Source organism: Pseudomonas sp. B21-015 (assembly GCF_024749285.1).
Classification (GTDB): domain Bacteria; phylum Pseudomonadota; class Gammaproteobacteria; order Pseudomonadales; family Pseudomonadaceae; genus Aquipseudomonas.
This window is the reverse complement of the sequence record NZ_CP087196.1, coordinates 5,003,078-5,020,024: the sequence shown is the minus strand read 5'-3', so window position 1 is coordinate 5,020,024 and position 16,947 is coordinate 5,003,078. Positions and strand designations below refer to the sequence as shown.

Below are 16,947 nucleotides of genomic sequence, written 5' to 3'. Positions count from 1 at the left end.
GGCGTTCCGATACCAGCGTAGATTCTGTCTCTCCAATCTCAAGTCAAATTTTGCGAGTGATGCCCGGGGGGGGCGTAACGTCCAGCTATTCACTTGGCTTCTTCGTAGGAGATCACTCCGGCGCCATCAATACAGCGAGCGTCATGTTGATGAACTCTTCATTGGTTCTGATCGTGTCCAACGCACCACGCACGTTGCCTCCAACCTCACTCGATCCACGCTGCTCGACCCAGAGTGTCGTTTCCATGATGGCAGCCTCAAGGGCTTGCTGGTTTTCGTTGATCTTGAATAGCAGGGAAGGGAGCAGGTTAGAGTTTGGCATCGCGATTCCTCCATGGAAAAAGGACAGCGTAGCAGTAGGATAATTTGATGGGATCTTGTCGCTCGGCTATCGATGGTTCGCACAGAGTGTAGTGGTCAACTAATCCCGGACACGACGTTAAGTTTTTTCTCGGCCTGAGCGGGCGCCAGCCCACCGTTGAATTGATGGGGCCGAATCCAGTTGTACCTATGCATCAAAAAATGATTGATGTCGCGCTGGGCCTCTTGGGCCGTTCAGTAGCCTGTGGTCGGTATCCATTCGGTTTTCAAACTCCGAAATACTCGCTCCATCGGCGCTGTCCCAGCAATTTCCCCGGCGACTCATGCTCTGGCGCATGCGATAACGCCAGAGTCTCTGGCGAAATAAACGACTCGCATACTGGATCCTTGATCCGAGTGAAACAGCAAACCCAGAGGTCTTCCACGTTGCTCATAGGCCATGTCCAATGCCTTGATTACCAGCTCGGCGTCCGGCTTTTCCGACAATGCCCAACCCACTATCCGGCGCGCGCAAAGATCCAACACAATAGCCAAGTAATGCCATTTGCCCTGAGCCCAGATGTAAGTGATGTCACCACGCCAGCCCTGGTGCCGGGACGTCGAACTCTCGATTCAACGTATTCGGGATATCCAGTCGTTCAACCGTCGCTCGTTTATAGGCATGAGAACCTGGCTGTTTGCTCACAAGCTCAAGTTCGCGCATTAAGCTACGAACCTTGAACCGGCCCAGTTGCTCACCGTCTTCACGCATCATCGACAAGATGCTGCGGCTGCCCGCAGCACTGCGACTTTGCGTGAACAGTTCATTGACTCGACTGCGCAGCTGAAGCCGCTCAACATCAGGAGTTCGGCGTCTGAGACGCTGGGTGTAGAAACACGAGCGGGTGACTTCAAACACCTTGCACAGCCAATTAACCGGCTCGTGGACACTCAGTTGGTAATCAGCGCGAACGTGTTCTTCCGACATCAAGAGCGCGGCAGCCTTTTTTAAGTTGGATTTCTCTCGCTCAAGCCGAGCGATACGAGCTCCAGTTCCTGCTGGATTTTCTGCTGTTACGGTGTCAGCGCTTTGCTCTGCGGAGTAACGCCATGGCGTTACTTCTGAACTTGATCAACCCAACGGCGCAAGGCCGATTCGCCGATGCCGAGTGAACGACTGGCTAACTTGGGCTGAACGTTATGGGACTCTTTGAACTGCAAATGAGAGGAACGTCGGGAGTGGGCGGTTCAATATTCTATGCCGGCACTACCGCCGAGCTCGTAGCACCGGCCATCAACGACCGCTATTGGCCCAGAGTGTGTAAAAACGCCTTCGCGAACCCTTGCTATGATTTCTGAGGATTTCATCGCAGGGATCGTCCATGAAGCGCTTTATCCAAGGTGAACATCGAGGCCAAGGCACCTTACTTCCCGAGAGCCTCGACGACTACAGCGAGCTCAGAGCGTTTTTACGCTCGTGGCGAGGTGAGCATGGTAAGTCTTTGCGCGCCTTCGGAAGTCCACGGGCTTGGGGTAGAGCTCTGAAAAGATCGGGAGCACAGCATCAGGCTTCAAATGACGGCGGTGAATGTGTACTCGGTGGATCGCTTACGGAGAAATTACGAGAGTGTGCTCGCGATGGCCTGCGCCTTTCTTTGGTTACCTATATGAAATGGCAACAGGCCCTAGCGAGGTCATCAAGATATCTATCATGACAGCGGCGGCAGCAAAGTAGCGATGGGGAATTGAGAGATGTCGGATGGCCACCGGGTGCAACGTAATCAACGTGCTCCCGGTGACCTGCTCTTTAATTAAGTGGGCACTGTCCAGAAAGGAAGACAATACAACCTAACGCCAGAACCTCTTGAGGGAGGGCCTCGCCGCATGGTGCTGGAACTGTCGTGCGATTCAACCTGATGCTGCGAAGGAAGCAATACACTGTCAGAGCGTAAAGACGCTTGAGATCCTCCGACAGGATCCAGTCTGCAATGCCACCGAGGTGAGAGATCTCCGGAACTTCATCCAACAGTGTTTGGTGATCCGCCTCCGCAAGTCGGTAGTGCCGTTTACCATCCGCCTGGGTGTCGACGGCCACTTTTCCTCGCGATTCGGTGCCAATTTCATGCCAAAAGGAAAATGCAAAACGCGCAAGGCCAAACAGAGGATCTGCTCCTCTCACTGAGTCGTCCGGGTCAATGAACACAATTGGCCCATTTCCATCTTTGCTGATCACGTTTCCAAAATGAAAATTCAAATGTGCAACATCGACGGAAGAGAACTTTTCAGACCTGGCAAAGTTTGATGCTTTTGTATAAATCTCGAACAATGATTCGTTAAGCATTACACTATTGAAAATAGGACACTCAAGAAACATGGGATCAAGACTCTTGATCTCGTCCCATTCTTGCTGCAGCTTATGAAGGAGGTCGAAGCGCTCTCCTTTCGAACTCTGGTACTCCCTGGAAATTGCCGGGCCAATCGTGGCCAGCGCTTTCTGCAGAGAGGCGCGTTTCGAAGTGTTGGCCAGTTTGGCGTCGAATACAATATTAGAGAGCGTGCTGCCCGAGATTTTTTCTAATGCGTAGAAGGCTCGTCCGTTTATCGCGCCTTCATGGATTACGGGAATCATCTGATCAGGATGGAGTTGGCATAGTGCCTTGATTTGCAAAGCCTCCTTGGTCAGCTTTTCATTGAATTTTTCGTCCCTTGCCGTTTTGATAACAAATCCGGCGCTGAGAAGATCTACATCATGTGACTTGGCCATTAGCAAACACCTTCGAAGACAGAAACTTTTTTGCCTGCACTGAGAGTGCGTAGTGTTGCGAGCACAACTGCTGAGTAACCAATGGTGTTGCTGACATAGGACTGTACTATCACCTCGGACAGACCTTGTTTACTTAGGTAGCCTGGACGGTTGATTAGCAGATGCTTATCGTCGGCAACCAGACTACCGCAGCGAGGTTGGTAGCCATAAGCGCGGCTACCCAACGGCAAATCTGTAGCCATCGCGATGTATGGATAGTGCTCATGGACTTTAGCGGCAGCATCGATGATGTCGCTCTTGAGCAACATTCCCTGATCCGAAATTACAAACCGGTTGATTTGGTAGCCGGGTGCTTGGACTGGTGCACGAAGCGAAACAGTATTCAGCATGTCAGCCCATGGCAGAACCTTGCGGCGGCTTTGGACGATCTGAGAGAAGCTGGGTCGCAGGTTGTTGCGAGCATCCTGCATACGTCCTTCGAACGAACGGGTGCCCAGTACGCCATTGGGAGTATCAGGATGCACAATGTCTGTTTGTACCGAGAGAATTGCAGTCGCGTCCTTGTCACGGCTCGCCAATGCTTCCAATAACACTCTTAACGACGCATGCATACCGTTTGACTGGCAGGAGCCTAAGCAGAACATCCCCGCGCTAACCTCTGTTGGAGCGACAGATGGCAATAGCTCATGCGGTAAGTCAATCAAACAACCATAAATGCTTGGCAGGGCATCTGCTTCAGCTACACCGAGCACAATCGGCGCAACCTTCCTCACCTTCTGGGCGACGGCACTTTCCGGCAGAATATCGGATTTTGAAGTCGCAATGACCGCAAAGTCGAAACGACCTAACTCATTAATGTCATCTTTCTCAATATTCGAGAATACAAAATTTACGACATTCTCGTCGATTTTTATCTGATTTGGCGATAGCACCTTAATTCGCTCAAGTGCGTTTGCTTGTGCCAAAGCCAACTTTGCTACGATGCCGTGAATCGGCAATAAATGAGGGTAATGCTTATCGGTGGACGGTGCGTTAGTAATTACAGTAGATATGAAAAAGCCGTCTTGTAGAGGATCATTCAATAGCAGTAAATTGGCGCCAATCTCCGCCCCGCAGCCAATCAGTAGGCAGGTCTTCATTTACATTATCCTTAATATAAAAATGGGCAAGTTACGCCAGTAGTTGCATAAAATCGTCAGCTGCAAGTCCTTCAAGATCACTAGAACTTGTGATCAATTTCTCGATATTTTTCGAGCGCTCCGAACCGTAACGAACACTTGCATTGGCAGTAAACTTTTGCACCAGCAAGGGTAGACACTCAGACCTACGAACGCGATGTCCGACCGGGTATTCTATTGCTGCCACAAATGGTTCGACCTGAGTCTTGAAGCGAACGGTGAGGGTATTGCCGATTGAACGCTTGTCGGGCGCATAGTAATTTGCAGTGTATTCCGGCTTTTCTTCACATCGAATCTTGTCGCGAAGCTGATCAACCCTCGGGTCAAACGCAATTGGCCCATCGAAGTCTTCGATGGTTAGATCGCCGTTTAGCGCAGCGACCGCGACCATGTACTGCAAGCAGTGATCACGATCAGCCGGGTTACCCAAAACTCCAACCTTGTTGATGATCTGCATCGCGGGTTTTTGAGTTTCAATGAAAATTTCACTGATATCGTCGATAACGAGACCTTTTTCATGCATGAACGCATGAAGTTTGATTGCCCCCTCCACAGCGGTCTGCGCATGGTATTCGGCAGGATTGGGAACCTTGAAGAGGATGTTCTCAATGACATACTCTTCAAGTGGGCGGCCCAGCTGCATCTCTTTGCCTTGGAACACGGCATCATTGAAGCCCCAGCGTGGAGTGGAGAGCGCACTCGGGTAGCCCATTTCGCCAGCTTGGCTGAACAGTGCGAGCTGAACCCCTCTCGCGGTCGCATCCCCGGCAGCCCAGGACTTACGCGTGCCAGCATTTGGCGCGTGGCGGTAGGTTCGTAAGGAATGACCGTCGATAAATGCATTGGATAATGCGTTTAACGCCTGCTCTCTGCTTAGCCCCAAAAGAACGCTAGCAGCAATGCTTGAGGCGACTTTGACGAATATTACGTGGTCGATACCGAGCTTATTGAAACAGTTTTCTAAGCACAGTACCCCATGGACTTCATAAACCTTCACCATGACATCCAGAACCGTGCGCATAGACACGGGCTCTCGTCCCGCTATTCTGTTGTTGCGGGAAACCCAATCTGCGACGGCGAGAATTGCCCCTAGATTGTCAGACGGATGGCCCCACTCCTGAGCAAGCCAAGTGTCATTGAACTCCAGCCATCGAATCAACGTGCCAATTTGGAATGCAGCCTCAATCGGCCCAAGCTCCTCACCCGCTCCAGGTACTCGAGCCCCATTAGAAGCACCTAGCGTAAATTTCATAGTGCTAAGTAGTTGTTTGCAAGGCTCATTATCCAATGCCGCCAGTGCGCACCCGATCGAATCCAGCAACGCATAGCGCGCTAGCTCTAGTGATTGTTCACTGCTGGGCTCGTTCGAATACACATGGTCAACGAGTTCTTGCATCAACTGATCAAACTTTTGATTTGCCAATTTGTTTCTCGACTATCGAATACCGTCAATCTAGAGCAATATCTAGATCATTTTCGCAGGCGAGCGGGCCAGCGAGCGTGAGTCAGCGAGTTATTATTATAAGCTGCAACCTTCCTGGCACGCGTCATCTGCTCTTCCGTGATCACGCTAGATAATGATGAAGCAGGTCTTTCTATTTTGTCACTGTGAATTTTTTCACATCTAATTTGTGCATTTGGTGAGTGGGCTATCACGAAACATCTCTCTATTCTAGGGACAAATTCGATTCTCTGCCCTTGAGAGGTTCTTCACCCGTGAGCAGTAACTACTCCAAACAGGGATCACTTGCTGTATATCGGACAGCATGGATCGTAACCGCTATTTTTATACTTTCGAATGCAACTACCCCACTCTACAGCTTGTGGCAGCAATCCTTGGGCTTCACTTCCGGCGTGCTAACGGTGATCTTTGCCTGCTACATTATCGGTCTTCTTCTAACCCTGACCGTCGCCGGACAGCTGTCCGATCACTATGGGCGCAAAGCCTTACTTCTGCCATGTGTAAGTCTTGCTATCGTTGCTGCGATTCTATTCGATCAAGCCGATAGCATCGGCGTATTGATGCTCGCGCGCTTCCTAACTGGCGTTTCGGTAGGCCTCGTTGTATCTGGCGGTATGGCAAATGTCGTTGAGCATGCTCAGCCACATCGCAAGCACTTTGCTTCGCTAATGGCATCTGTCGCAATGGTAGCTGGAGCAGGAACCGGGCCGCTATTGGCTGGGGTTGTGGCGCAATATTTCCCAAGCCCGATTCATACAGTCTTCCGAATTGAAATCGCGATTTTGTGCGTGGCGCTCGTGGCGTTACTTATGCAGAAGAACCAGAAGCTCGGGGTCGGTTCGTTCAAAGCACGTTTCCCCACCGTTCCTAAAGAAAATCTTGGCATCGTGCTGTTGGGAATAGCGTTCTTCGGCCCAGGCATAACATCGACTTCATTCATCCTGTCGCTCGGCCCCAAGATGATATCCACCTTTCTCAGCGTGAATAGTCCCCTCATTACGGGTTGTATGGCATTTTCAATGTTTCTGGTCGCCGTAGGCGTGCAGTTCGCGGCAAAGAGACTCAGTAGCCGTATCGTGTTTTCGTTTAGCGGACTTGCGACCATTTTCTCAATGATCTGCGTTTGGTTTGCATTGGAAATGGGCTCTGCTCCATGGCTGATCGCTTCCGCTCTACTGGCAGGTGCCGGTCAGGGCTTAGGCCAACTAGGTGGGCTGTCCCTGATTGCTGACAATGTACCCGCTCAGCGTAGAGCTGAAGCCAACGCAGTGTTTAACATGGGAGGTTATGTGCCCGCTGGTGCGATCCCGGTGATCACAGGCTATTTAATCGACTTCTGGGGGCTGAACGTCGGAATCACCTCGCTGGCTCTTATTATCGCTAGTCTCGCATCCTTTGCACTGGTACAGCTCCGCAGAGGCAATCTAGGCCCGCCCACGCAGCTTAACGACCCCACTTATGCAGTAGCAGATAGTTAATCTCACTAGGGTCTGTTGCCATTTCACATAGGTAACCAAAGAAAGGCGCAGGCCATCGCGACCACACTCCCGTAATTTCTCTTGAGTTTGTCGAACCGCGATGCCAGCGCCCGGTAGTGCCTCAGTCGGGCGAAGGCGTTTTCCACCAAGTGCCGGTTGCAGTAAAGACCTCGATCCAGATTCGCGTTGCCTTTCACCGAATTACGCTTTCTCGGAATCACCACCTCGGCACCTCGCTGCTCTATCTGCTCCCGGACTTTTTCGCTGTCGTACCCCTTATCTGCACGATTGTTTCTGCCGCCGGGAGCTTGGCAATCAGGCTGGGAGCTTGGCTGCAATCGTTGATCTGCCCTCCGGTGATGTCAAACTCGATGGGCAGACCATGAGCGTCCACCGCCAGGTGACTCTTGCTGTTATTACCTGCTCGACTTTTGCCTATCGCCTCGACGCTGCCACTGGCCGCACCTGCACTGTGCTAGTGAGCCTTGGCGTAGCGATGAAAACCTATTCAATGTCGGGTTCACCACGAGCACCTTGATTGCCTTGAGCCACTTACCTGGCGCTGACCACGTATTGAAGCGCTTATAGACCTTGTTCCAGTCCCCGAATGCCTTGGGTGGGGTCTTGCCAAGGACATCCCGTACGCATGCAGCCTTCGATGGTCATCCGTAGATCACGCTTGTTGTAGATGGTCATATGCAGCAGAATTTCCCGCAGCTTCGCCCAGTGCTCATCACTGAGCGTAATCGGGGCATTGCAAGCTCGTATTGGTGTTTTGTAAGAGCTACAACAATACGAGCTTGCTCTTATATATCAAAGGTTTATGGCGGAGCGGCAACAGACCCTAGCCCCTCCATGAGGAAATCGAGAACTACTCGGATTTTTAGAGAGCCGCGTAGATCTTCATGAAACGCGAGCCAGACCGGTAGCTCCAGCGGACTATGATCCATATCTACTCTTGCCAGCCGATATTCTTTCCCTAAAAAATCCGGGAGGAAAACGATGCCTGCGTTCCCTACGGCGGCTAATGCCTGGATGCGCAGATCATTGCTGGTAACGGAGAGCGGTCTCCCTTCCAGGTGATCTAAGAGCCATCGTTGCTGTATCGAATCGCCCATGCTCCGGTCATAGCCTATAAACTCATACTTGTCAGATTTTCGTTGAGTGATGTAATCCTGACTTGCGTAAGGGAAAAAGCGCAAAAAGCCTAGGCTTTTGGCAACAACGCTCTTTTCTTCCGGCCTGCTGAAGGTAATGGCAATATCGGTTTCTTTCCTCTCCAATGACGCGATGGACTTGGCGCCAACGAGCCTCAGTTGCAACCGGGGATGACGTTCGCGTAACGCCCCGAGTCGCCGAGCTACCAGAGCCCCGAGGTATGCAGGAGGTGCAGACAAGATGACCTCACCCTCAATGCGACTTTCCTCGCGGTCAACGAATCGCTGAAGCGCAAATGACGCGATCTCCATCTGCGCGGCATATTCGTTTACCCTGACCCCGTCTTCAGTTAGCTGGTAAACACGGCCTCTGCGATCCACTAGCTTCATGTTCAGAGATGCTTCGAGGGCCGCGATCCTGCGAGCTACGGTTGCGTGCTCCACTCCTAGTGAACGTGCGGCACCAGCCAGGGATCCTTCACGAGCAAAGGCAGAGAAAAAGCGCAGGCTATCCCAGTCAAGCATATTTAATCATCAGGTTGGCGTAAGGGGCTTAGAGTACGTAAGCAAAGGTCTAGCTTACCGCTTAAAAGGCCAGAGAAAGTGTGTATGTTGCCGCTGACCCAAAACTGACCGCAGGTGTTCAACTGTTTCTGCTCAATTTTTGAGCAGGAGAACACCGGCTGATCAGCATGGAAATGATGGGCAAAATTCGGCGCATGTATTTTCGTGACAAGCTGTCGCTGCATCGGTCGCGGTAGGGATGGCAGTTACCTGCCACCCCGCACAGATCCGTACGTGCGGAACTACCGCATACGGCTTCTGCCTCGGGTAGCAGCCGTCTGTATCCTTCCCGAGTGGTTGTCATCGCCGATGAAATGAGACTGCCAGTCACGAGCGCTTCTTTGATCGAGGCGGGTCAGTTTTCAATCAGCGCCAACATGCAGTGCGCCGTGAGTTCCGCAAGCGCTTCATCTGGCGGCATCTTTTGCGCAGGGATAAAAATCGTGACATTGGGCATTTCTGCTCTACCGTGATACTTCGGATGTGGCGTCACCGCTGCTCGTCAATTGCTCTGTCATCGGCACATAGAGGTGGACGTCCTCCGGCAAATATTCCACGCCGGATTCGATGGGACGATCGAGCTTCGCCAGCCATCGATGCTCCGGAAACTTCTCCAATGCTACTGCTTGAATCTGATAAGGCGTGAGGCCCATCCTGATGAGCGGATCGGGGCCGGTTGCGCTCACAACCAGATACTCGTCTGCACCGATGGCAGGAGCACGGTCAAGACCACTATAAAGATTGCGATGCCAATCGGTGATGTGCTGTTGCCAGCGCGCGAAGTTTCCACCGCCTTTCTGACGATATTCATCTCCCTGAAGAACGTCTAGATTGTCGATCGAATGAACGGCAAGGTAAATAGGGCAACCGGCGCTCACTGCTTTGAAACGCTGCGATGTATGGAATCCGCTCACTGAAATGAGCGCGGGCAGTTTTTCCAAGCTGTAAAAATGATTCCACTCTGCTTCGCTGGCTGGATCGGCGAAGGTGCATTCGACTGTATAGATCATCAGATTACTCCTGGCCGGGAGTCTCATGCGCCCGGCTTCGCTTGTTGATATCCTGTCACGATATGACTTGTATCGCGGCGTATAAAACGATTTTTTGGTAACCTTCATTGATAAAATATCAAGATGGCTTGGGTACCTCGCCCTGAATCAGGAACACTCATGCGCCGAAAGATCCCCAGCAACACTGCACTGATGGCATTCGAGGCTGCCGCCCGTCATGGCAGCTTCGCGCGCGCGGCGGACGAACTATCTGTCACCGAAGGGGCCATCAGTCGTCAGATTGGCCGACTGGAAGCATTCCTCGGTGTCACGCTGTTCGAGCGAATCGGAAATCGCGTCCGACTCCTGCCTAACGGGGAGCGCTACGCAGCCCAGGTTCGGGAGTCGCTTGATCGGTTGAATCGGGATAGCCAATACCTGATGGGACAGCCGAGCGATGGCGCGAGTCTCGACATCGCCACCGTCCCGACTTTCGCAATGCGGTGGCTCATTCCACGTTTGCCACAATTTCGGCAGAAGCATCCGAACATCTCAGTGCACCTTGCCGAGCGTACGGAACCCTTCGTCCTCGCCGGAAGCGGGGTCGATGCTGCAATCCATTTTGAGCATCCGGCATGGACAGGAATGCGGACGCACCCTCTATTGAATGAGGTGCTGGTTCCGGTTTGCCATCCCGAGCTTCTGAAGGACGTCAAAGCGGCAACTGCACTGGACATCCTGCCGCGTCTGCATAGACGACAGAACCCTGATGCGTGGCAATGCTACGCCCAGGAGACTGGAATCACACTGACCAATCCTGCAATTGGTGCGCGCTACGATCTTCATGCAATGTTGATCGAGGCTGCTTTGGCCGGCCTTGGCGTTGCTTTGGTACCGCGTTTCTACATTGAAACTGAACTTGCGCAAGGTCGATTGGCCGCTCCGTGGCCAGATGGGAAAACAATCTCCAAAACCTTCAGTCTCATCCTCCCCGAGCCTATTGGACTGAGCAGAGAGCCAATACGAGCGTTTGCTCAATGGATACTGGATGAATCGAAGAAAGCAACAGTAGTTGAGCTGTAGGCGTGAGAGAGCGTTGGTCAGCACGCACACCGTTAAACGGCTTGATCCACTGCGATCCGAAGAGGGCTCAGCTGCCCCAGTGGCTGAGCTCTGCTGCACACTGACGCCACCGCTCAATCCTGTACGACTCGATGTTCTAGGCGGGGCACCTGAGCTTCGTGGAAGGTGATCGACTATGCGCATTCGTAGTTCTAGAGGCGGAGCAGGAATTGTTCGATGGTGACTTGGATGCAGCAAGCAAATGAAAAGGGGGCGCCGGCAGGTGGGCTGGGTTCAAAGATGCCTTGGGGATGCTTGGCGCCAGGGTGGAAACGCAGGCTCTGATTGATTTGATTTGATTTGATTGGGCGGTTGGGAGGGTAGCGTGGTCATTTGACTGGGGAGGAGAAACTCGCTTTAACGTCGGTTTCGACGAGGCGTTACTGCTGACCAAACGTTTTGTTTTGAGTAGAAGCCCAAGGCCTAGACCATTTTTATTCGTCGAGTGCTACCAGCATTCTAACAAAGCTACCGCCAAAAAATTTGGGGCCGCAGCAGGTCATCCACGGACTTAACCCATTTTTTGTGCTTTCTGAGGGGTGGCATTTCGCCTTCAAAATGATTTAGTCTAAGGCGGCATTTTTTTGGCCGGGGCCAATAACCTAAATTTGGGCGATTAGGCTTAATATTATCTATTGTTAAAAGTATTTATATGGCAAGTGATCTCTGGAATCTAATACTCAATATCATAGCTGCATTCATATATGCGGGAGTTGTATGGATATGGAAAAGAAGGGGGGCTCGGCCTATCCCTGCGCCTTCTCCCAGAAAAAGCAACGTCCCTTATGATACAGTTGATTTGGATCGTCGATCCAAAAATCTCCAGACAGCTGAGTATGCAGCATATAAATTTGTTTTCTATTTTGCCACCTTTGCAGCACTCTACCTTTCCATTACCACGCCGCCATTGTTTAAGGCGCTTTTCGCTAATAGTGAAGTTTTTCTAAATAATGCTCGTTTTGTCGGAGAGTACCTTCCGGCCATTCCCATCGGAAAAAGCCATCTTCAATTTACATTTTTTCTAATTTCAGCATTGCTTTATTTTCCTTTGCTGTTTGTCGCAGAAACTATAACTTCATTGGTTAGTCCGCTGGTTGACTCATTTAAGGAGGTGACGGAGCGAATCTGGACTGCAATAACAATGCTTGTATTTTTAGTTTTTTGTATCCCGGTAGCGGCAACGTCTGTATGGCTGTTCTATGATAAAACTTATACGACTTCCCTTGCGAGTGTCATGTTCTTTATTATACTGCCTTTCGTTTTTTCTCAGGCGCAAGCTGGGCGTCGATGAGTTTAATTAGGCACTAGGCTTGAGCTTAGAGCGGTGGAGCCCAAGCTTTCGAGTATCCGCCATTGTGTGCAAATCGAATTGGTAATTATGGTTGGGCAATAATTATGTCTGGCCAATAATTTCAATAATGAATCGTTTTGTCCGCAGTTGATGAGCGGTGTCTAATAGCACCTCGTACCCAACAGGCCTCTTTCAACATATGGGGTGAATTACTCCGGTGTCATCAACATAGCGAGCGTCATGTTGATGAACTCTTCATTTTTTCTGATCGTGTCCAGCGCGCCGCGCACGTTGCCACCAGCCTCGCTCGATCCACGCTGCTCGACCCAAAGCGTCAGTTCCATGATGGCAGCCTCAAGGGCTTGCTGGTTTTCGTTGATCTTGAAGAGCGGGGAAGGGAGAAGATCTGAGTTTGGCATCGCGATTCCTCTATGGAAAAAGGACAGCGTAGCAGTAGGAGAATTTGATGGGATCTTGTCGCTCGGCCATTTAGCCCCTCGGCATAAGTGGGGAAACTACCGAAGCTGCAGTGCTATCGAGTCGCTTCAGTAAGCTCCATAAGTAATAATCCTGTACCTAGGGGACGGTTACACCTGCCCCGGATTCGGACTCGCTGCGCCAGTATTTCCTTTCCATGCGAGTATCAGGCAAGCGGAGCGCGCAGGCGTGCAGGATGAGCGCCCAACGGGCTGAGACGCGGCGCAGCCGTGGCTCAGTTCTCGCCAGCCTTCCGCCGCAGGCGGCACGCCATAGCTATTGTCCAATATCAAATCAACAAGGATGCGGCTGAAATGACCCACGATGAACTCCGTCAGCTTGAGGGCGCTAGGCGAAGGACTCTTTGGGCCCTTGCATGCCTCCGTCCTGGCGATCCCACTGCATCCGACCTCCTTGCCATCCTCGATGATCTCGACGACCAGGAGCGAAACAATACCCCCTGTAGCGATAGGCTACTCGAGCTCACTGAGGTTCGTAACTCTGTCTCGGTGATGCGCCACAACTCCGGAGTCGACATCATTTTGGAGCGAACTATTCCGCAACCGTGGAGAGAGCGTTTCCACCAGGCAAGCATCGGGTCGACCAGGTTGGTTGATGGGCTATACGCCTCAGACTGGGATAAATTCCTGGCGAGTTGGGAAGCAGAGATGCGACACCTGGAGCAGCATAGGGCCGCAAGAAATAAATCTAAAAAGGACTGAGCGGGTGCGGGCATGGGACAAGACGATGACACGGTGTACTGCGATATCCAGATGCCGCTAGCCCAGGGCCGAGAGCTTCTGGAGTTGGTAAATGCACTGCGAGAATCGAAAGCTCATCCGCGTCTCGACAAAGTCTTCGAGCACATGCAAGACGAACTCAGTACATCCATCGATTTCGTTGAAAACCCAACAACCAGGGACTTGTTTCGGCCGACGCACCACTGAGCATCGGCACTAGAGCATCAAGGAGGATAGAGGCTAAGGCCAGCGTACTAGCTGAAGCTCCTTGATTCGAATCGCCATCGCAATATCCGAAACCCCAAATTGAACCGAAAGTGGAATCAAATTACGGTTGTTGAACCGGGCACACCTTGCCAGCGAAATCTCTCGATCAAGCGAATCCCTTTCTGCGTTCAGAAGCGACCATGGATCTGAAGGGTTGAGGTGGTAACAGGTGGTATCGGTGAAGGGGAAGGGGCCCTTCATTTGAAATTGGGCAGCAAAAGCATCCAGTAGAAGTCGGGCTGGTATCAAAAAACACGCCGCAAAGTAATCAGCCTCCCTTTCCTTGGGAGGGCGACTTTGTCCTCGTGCCGATCCGTCCAAAGGCTTATCACGATGCATCACCTCATCTTCATGAAGCACAAAGTGACCGACCTCATGAGCGCCAGTGAACCGGATTACATTCATTGGGAATTCGGTGGAAACTGCTATGCGTCGAATCGAGCGATTCATTAAACCAGCAGCCTTGAAGCGCTCTCCCTCTCGCCCGAAGAGTGGAGAGCCCAGATTAGGAAGGAGCTGGTAATCAAGTCCTAAAATATGGGCCGCGACCTCGGGGGCCAGCATCTGAAATGGCGTCAGGTGTCGGTTTGGCCATAAGCGTTCTTGGTTGTCCCAAATTTCTTTATGAAGACGATGGACTGCTTGCTGGATACTTTCACGATTCATAGCTTTGTACACCATATGATGTGCTATTTTTGCATTTTATTCACCATATGTAGTGTTGTCAACGACCTGTAATGCCAGGGTGATGTCGGGCTAAAGACATGAGTGGGCTCCCGGTACTCGTGCGCTGGATACTCCAGCCCAGAACCCATCTCGGTGCTTGCTCTGTTGCGATCTAGACTACCGACTACCCTAGCTCAAGGTTTGCGTACGCAGCCACGCTTCCACTTTTTGCCATCGGCCAACCTTAGAAAGCTGTGACCTTCCTGTATCTAGAATCTCAAGCAGGCGCTGTCTCTCCGCACGAGAGGGAAACCAATCATCAATCTCGACGCTGCAGTGGTTGGACTCGCTCAATGCCCATCTCACGACCATGTCCGCAGCGGCTCTGTAGTGATCTGCCATGAACGGACGATGGCCATCAACAGACCATCCACGCTTTGCTAGCTCATCGGTCACGTCGATGATGCCAAGGTCACCAAAGTAGGCTGTGGTGTCAGGATAATGGATACCTGCCGATGAGACCTTAGCCACCCCGGAGTCCCGGTTAAAATACGAAAGGAAATGCCACCCACCCGTGGTGCTTTCTGGATGTGGAAAATTGATGGCGGCTTTCCCTGTTATGTAGTGCTGATGCGAGACGCGTTTGAGGTCAAAATCGAACAGAGGCTGCTTCATGGGGGCGAGTCCTAGACGAGCGTTCGCGGTGCGTCCATCACTGCGGCCTGCGTGCCTTCTCAATGCCCCGCGTCAGCGTCAGTAGCCCTGTTGGCGGCATGCAGATTTAGCCGACACTGTAGCGCCATGCCATAGGCTGTCACTAGATGGGTAGCTAGAGAACCTCCCATCTCTATGTGTTGAGATAGAACCACATAGTGATCTGCATCTGTCAGAACATTGGTGAAAATGAGCCAAGAATGCATGTGAGGAGTTGTCTGTGTTATCGCTTGAGCAACGCTTTCTGAGAGTGCTCTGGCTTTGCGATCATCGGTGATGAACGCTTGACGAATTCTGCTTGCGAATGCGATTGACGAGAGCTCGCCCTTACCCAGTTTTTTTCGGCTTTCAAGGTTTGCAATGGCCTGGAGATCGTCAATGCTGCAGGAGTGCGACGCAAATTTACCCCTGGATTGCTCTTGCTTGAGGCGCTCCCTCAATTCTAGGTCGGCTACAGTAGGGGAGGTGCGAGGCTTGACCAAGCATTCGTATAGGACAAACCCCGTCATGCAAAACTCACAGCTTGCCTCTTGAGTCGCAGCATACAGCCGGCGCGAAGACAAAATGTTCCAAACCGAACAGGTGTCGGCAACATTGATCTTGTGGAATTTCGATGGATCAATAGCCATGTATTGTCCTTCCATATAGAGAAGCAAGTGCCGCTAGTTCGCCGTAGCTGCAAAGGAGAGCTTCGGCTAGCCTGCCGAGGCTTATGATGCCTTGGCTGTGCGCATCTAGGCATAGCCTCACGTAGTGATCGGACAGTCCTCGTTCGAGTAACGCCGCTTTCCTGGATCGCTGTTGGGCGGTGAGGCTCTCTGGAAGTTCGGGGTCTATCTTGGCTTGCCGAGTGACCCGGTATCCCCGGATACGTCGACTGGTTTCAAGGTCAGCGTGCTTTGCAGCCTTCAAAGCGATTCCCAGCGCGTCACAACTCACTCGGAACTTGTTTGCCCAATCTTGGGCATCTCCTTCAGACCAGGTAGCTGGGGCGGGAAGCAAGCGAATCGTTTCGGGAGGCATCAGGTAGCAGGAGGCGAACCTGTTTGCCCGTACCTCCCTCATATCCTTGTCCCCCGGCATAGTCATGCTGGCCCCTTGGTCACTATCAAAAATACAGTGGGCCATCTCGTGTGCTGCACTGAACCGCTGTCGGTAAACGTCCTCGGTGTAGTTGACCAAAATGCATTTACCCGCGACAGGGTGCATCACGAAGAGGCCTGAGATTTTGGAGTTGGCCAGCTTTCGCCTGAAAACATGCACGCCTACTGAGCGAAACTCGGAGTAGATGTCGCGGGGAACCTCTCTGTCGGTATGACCCATCTGCTGGCGAAACGCCCTTGCCGCGCCTTCTGCGTGACCAATGAAATAGCTGCCTTGCGGAGTGTATGCAAAGGTGCTGGCAGCACCACGGAGCTCTTGGGTTAAAAATTCTTCGGTTTCGCAGAGGTACAGAAACTCTTGAATGGCAGAGCGATCCTCCTTCGAGAACTCCCGGCCATGCGCCCGGTAGAGCGTTTCAGTTTGTTCGAACGGAGCGACTTGTTCGTTCGAGATGAAGAATTTGAAATCGCATCGATAGTAGTCTGCGAGGATGAGCACCTCGTCTCCGGTAGGTTCCAACTCACCTTTCTCGATACTACTAAGGCGTTCAACGTTGATAGCAGTGAACGCTGCGACTTCGTCAACGGATCGCTGAAGCTGAATACGGTAGCGTTCAAGCTTGTTGCCAAGGGCCTGGAGATTCATGTGCTTTTTTGACGTCCTGTTAGGCAATG

15 protein-coding genes and 3 pseudogenes are annotated in these 16,947 nt (G+C 51.9%); 5 read left to right on the top strand and 13 right to left on the bottom strand.

Annotation, left to right across the window (positions count from 1 at the left end):
* Positions 1-112: 112 nt before the first annotated feature.
* Both LOY38_RS22910 and LOY38_RS22905 read right to left on the bottom strand, forming a co-directional pair.
* The gene (locus tag LOY38_RS22910; protein WP_258697177.1) at positions 113-322 is read right to left on the bottom strand and encodes a hypothetical protein; all 210 of its coding nucleotides are present in this window, start codon (positions 320-322) and stop codon (positions 113-115) included.
* 95 nt (positions 323-417) lie between these two features.
* Positions 418-1,521, bottom strand: a pseudogene (locus LOY38_RS22905) (IS3 family transposase).
* Between the two features lie 161 nt (positions 1,522-1,682).
* Here LOY38_RS22905 and LOY38_RS30395 point away from each other — a divergent pair.
* Positions 1,683-1,751, top strand: a pseudogene (locus tag LOY38_RS30395) (hypothetical protein); the annotation flags it as partial.
* 356 nt (positions 1,752-2,107) lie between these two features.
* On the opposite strand, the gene LOY38_RS22900 reads toward LOY38_RS30395, so the two are convergent.
* From LOY38_RS22900 to LOY38_RS22890, 3 genes are read right to left on the bottom strand one after another with little or no spacing between them, the layout of a single operon-like run.
* Entirely contained in the window at positions 2,108-3,064 is a 957-nt protein-coding gene (locus LOY38_RS22900) for a hypothetical protein (protein WP_258697176.1), read from the bottom strand.
* The gene (locus LOY38_RS22895) at positions 3,064-4,203 is read right to left on the bottom strand and encodes a hypothetical protein (RefSeq protein WP_258697175.1); all 1,140 of its coding nucleotides are present in this window, start codon (positions 4,201-4,203) and stop codon (positions 3,064-3,066) included. The genes LOY38_RS22900 and LOY38_RS22895 overlap by 1 nt, the downstream gene beginning before the upstream one ends.
* 31 nt (positions 4,204-4,234) lie before the next feature.
* Positions 4,235-5,665 (bottom strand): bifunctional 2-methylcitrate dehydratase/aconitate hydratase, encoded by a 1,431-nt coding sequence (locus LOY38_RS22890; RefSeq protein ID WP_258697174.1) that lies wholly within the window; start codon positions 5,663-5,665, stop codon positions 4,235-4,237.
* Between the two features lie 293 nt (positions 5,666-5,958).
* Between LOY38_RS22890 and LOY38_RS22885 the strand changes: the two genes are divergently transcribed.
* Positions 5,959-7,182, top strand: a complete 1,224-nt coding sequence (locus LOY38_RS22885) for an MFS transporter (protein WP_258697173.1) — start codon at positions 5,959-5,961, stop codon at positions 7,180-7,182.
* Positions 7,183-7,205: 23 nt separating this feature from the next.
* Here LOY38_RS22885 and LOY38_RS22880 read toward each other — a convergent pair.
* From LOY38_RS22880 to LOY38_RS22870, 3 genes and pseudogenes are all read right to left on the bottom strand, one after another.
* Positions 7,206-7,878, bottom strand: a pseudogene (locus LOY38_RS22880) (IS5 family transposase).
* 125 nt (positions 7,879-8,003) lie between these two features.
* Entirely contained in the window at positions 8,004-8,864 is an 861-nt protein-coding gene (locus LOY38_RS22875; protein WP_258697172.1) for a LysR family transcriptional regulator, read from the bottom strand.
* 503 nt (positions 8,865-9,367) lie between these two features.
* Positions 9,368-9,913 (bottom strand): sugar ABC transporter, encoded by a 546-nt coding sequence (locus LOY38_RS22870; RefSeq protein ID WP_258697171.1) that lies wholly within the window; start codon positions 9,911-9,913, stop codon positions 9,368-9,370.
* A gap of 159 nt (positions 9,914-10,072) precedes the next feature.
* Between LOY38_RS22870 and LOY38_RS22865 the strand changes: the two genes are divergently transcribed.
* Together LOY38_RS22865 and LOY38_RS22860 are read left to right on the top strand one after the other, a co-directional pair.
* Positions 10,073-10,975 (top strand): LysR substrate-binding domain-containing protein, encoded by a 903-nt coding sequence (locus tag LOY38_RS22865; protein ID WP_258697170.1) that lies wholly within the window; start codon positions 10,073-10,075, stop codon positions 10,973-10,975.
* Positions 10,976-11,666: 691 nt separating this feature from the next.
* On the top strand, positions 11,667-12,305 hold the full coding sequence (locus LOY38_RS22860) for a hypothetical protein (protein ID WP_258697169.1): 639 nt from the start codon (positions 11,667-11,669) through the stop codon (positions 12,303-12,305).
* 209 nt (positions 12,306-12,514) lie between these two features.
* Here the strand turns inward: LOY38_RS22860 and LOY38_RS22855 are convergent, their stop codons facing one another.
* A complete protein-coding gene (locus LOY38_RS22855) occupies positions 12,515-12,724 on the bottom strand; it encodes a hypothetical protein (protein WP_258697168.1) in 210 nt (69 codons plus the stop codon).
* A gap of 792 nt (positions 12,725-13,516) precedes the next feature.
* On the opposite strand from LOY38_RS22855, the gene LOY38_RS22845 reads away from it, so the two are divergent.
* Positions 13,517-13,729 (top strand): hypothetical protein, encoded by a 213-nt coding sequence (locus tag LOY38_RS22845; RefSeq protein ID WP_258697166.1) that lies wholly within the window; start codon positions 13,517-13,519, stop codon positions 13,727-13,729.
* Positions 13,730-13,762: 33 nt separating this feature from the next.
* On the opposite strand, the gene LOY38_RS22840 is transcribed toward LOY38_RS22845, so the two are convergent.
* The 4 genes from LOY38_RS22840 to LOY38_RS22825 all read right to left on the bottom strand — a co-directional run bounded on the left by LOY38_RS22840 (position 13,763) and on the right by LOY38_RS22825 (position 16,918).
* On the bottom strand, positions 13,763-14,455 hold the full coding sequence (locus tag LOY38_RS22840; protein ID WP_258697165.1) for an ImmA/IrrE family metallo-endopeptidase: 693 nt from the start codon (positions 14,453-14,455) through the stop codon (positions 13,763-13,765).
* A gap of 189 nt (positions 14,456-14,644) precedes the next feature.
* The gene (locus LOY38_RS22835) at positions 14,645-15,130 is read right to left on the bottom strand and encodes a hypothetical protein (RefSeq protein WP_258697164.1); all 486 of its coding nucleotides are present in this window, start codon (positions 15,128-15,130) and stop codon (positions 14,645-14,647) included.
* 59 nt (positions 15,131-15,189) lie between these two features.
* Positions 15,190-15,798: a hypothetical protein gene (locus tag LOY38_RS22830; protein WP_258697163.1), complete on the bottom strand. Its 609-nt coding sequence runs from the start codon at positions 15,796-15,798 to the stop codon at positions 15,190-15,192.
* Positions 15,788-16,918, bottom strand: a complete 1,131-nt coding sequence (locus tag LOY38_RS22825) for an XRE family transcriptional regulator (RefSeq protein ID WP_258697162.1) — start codon at positions 16,916-16,918, stop codon at positions 15,788-15,790. Before LOY38_RS22825 ends, LOY38_RS22830 begins: the two co-directional genes overlap by 11 nt.
* Positions 16,919-16,947: the final 29 nt, after the last annotated feature.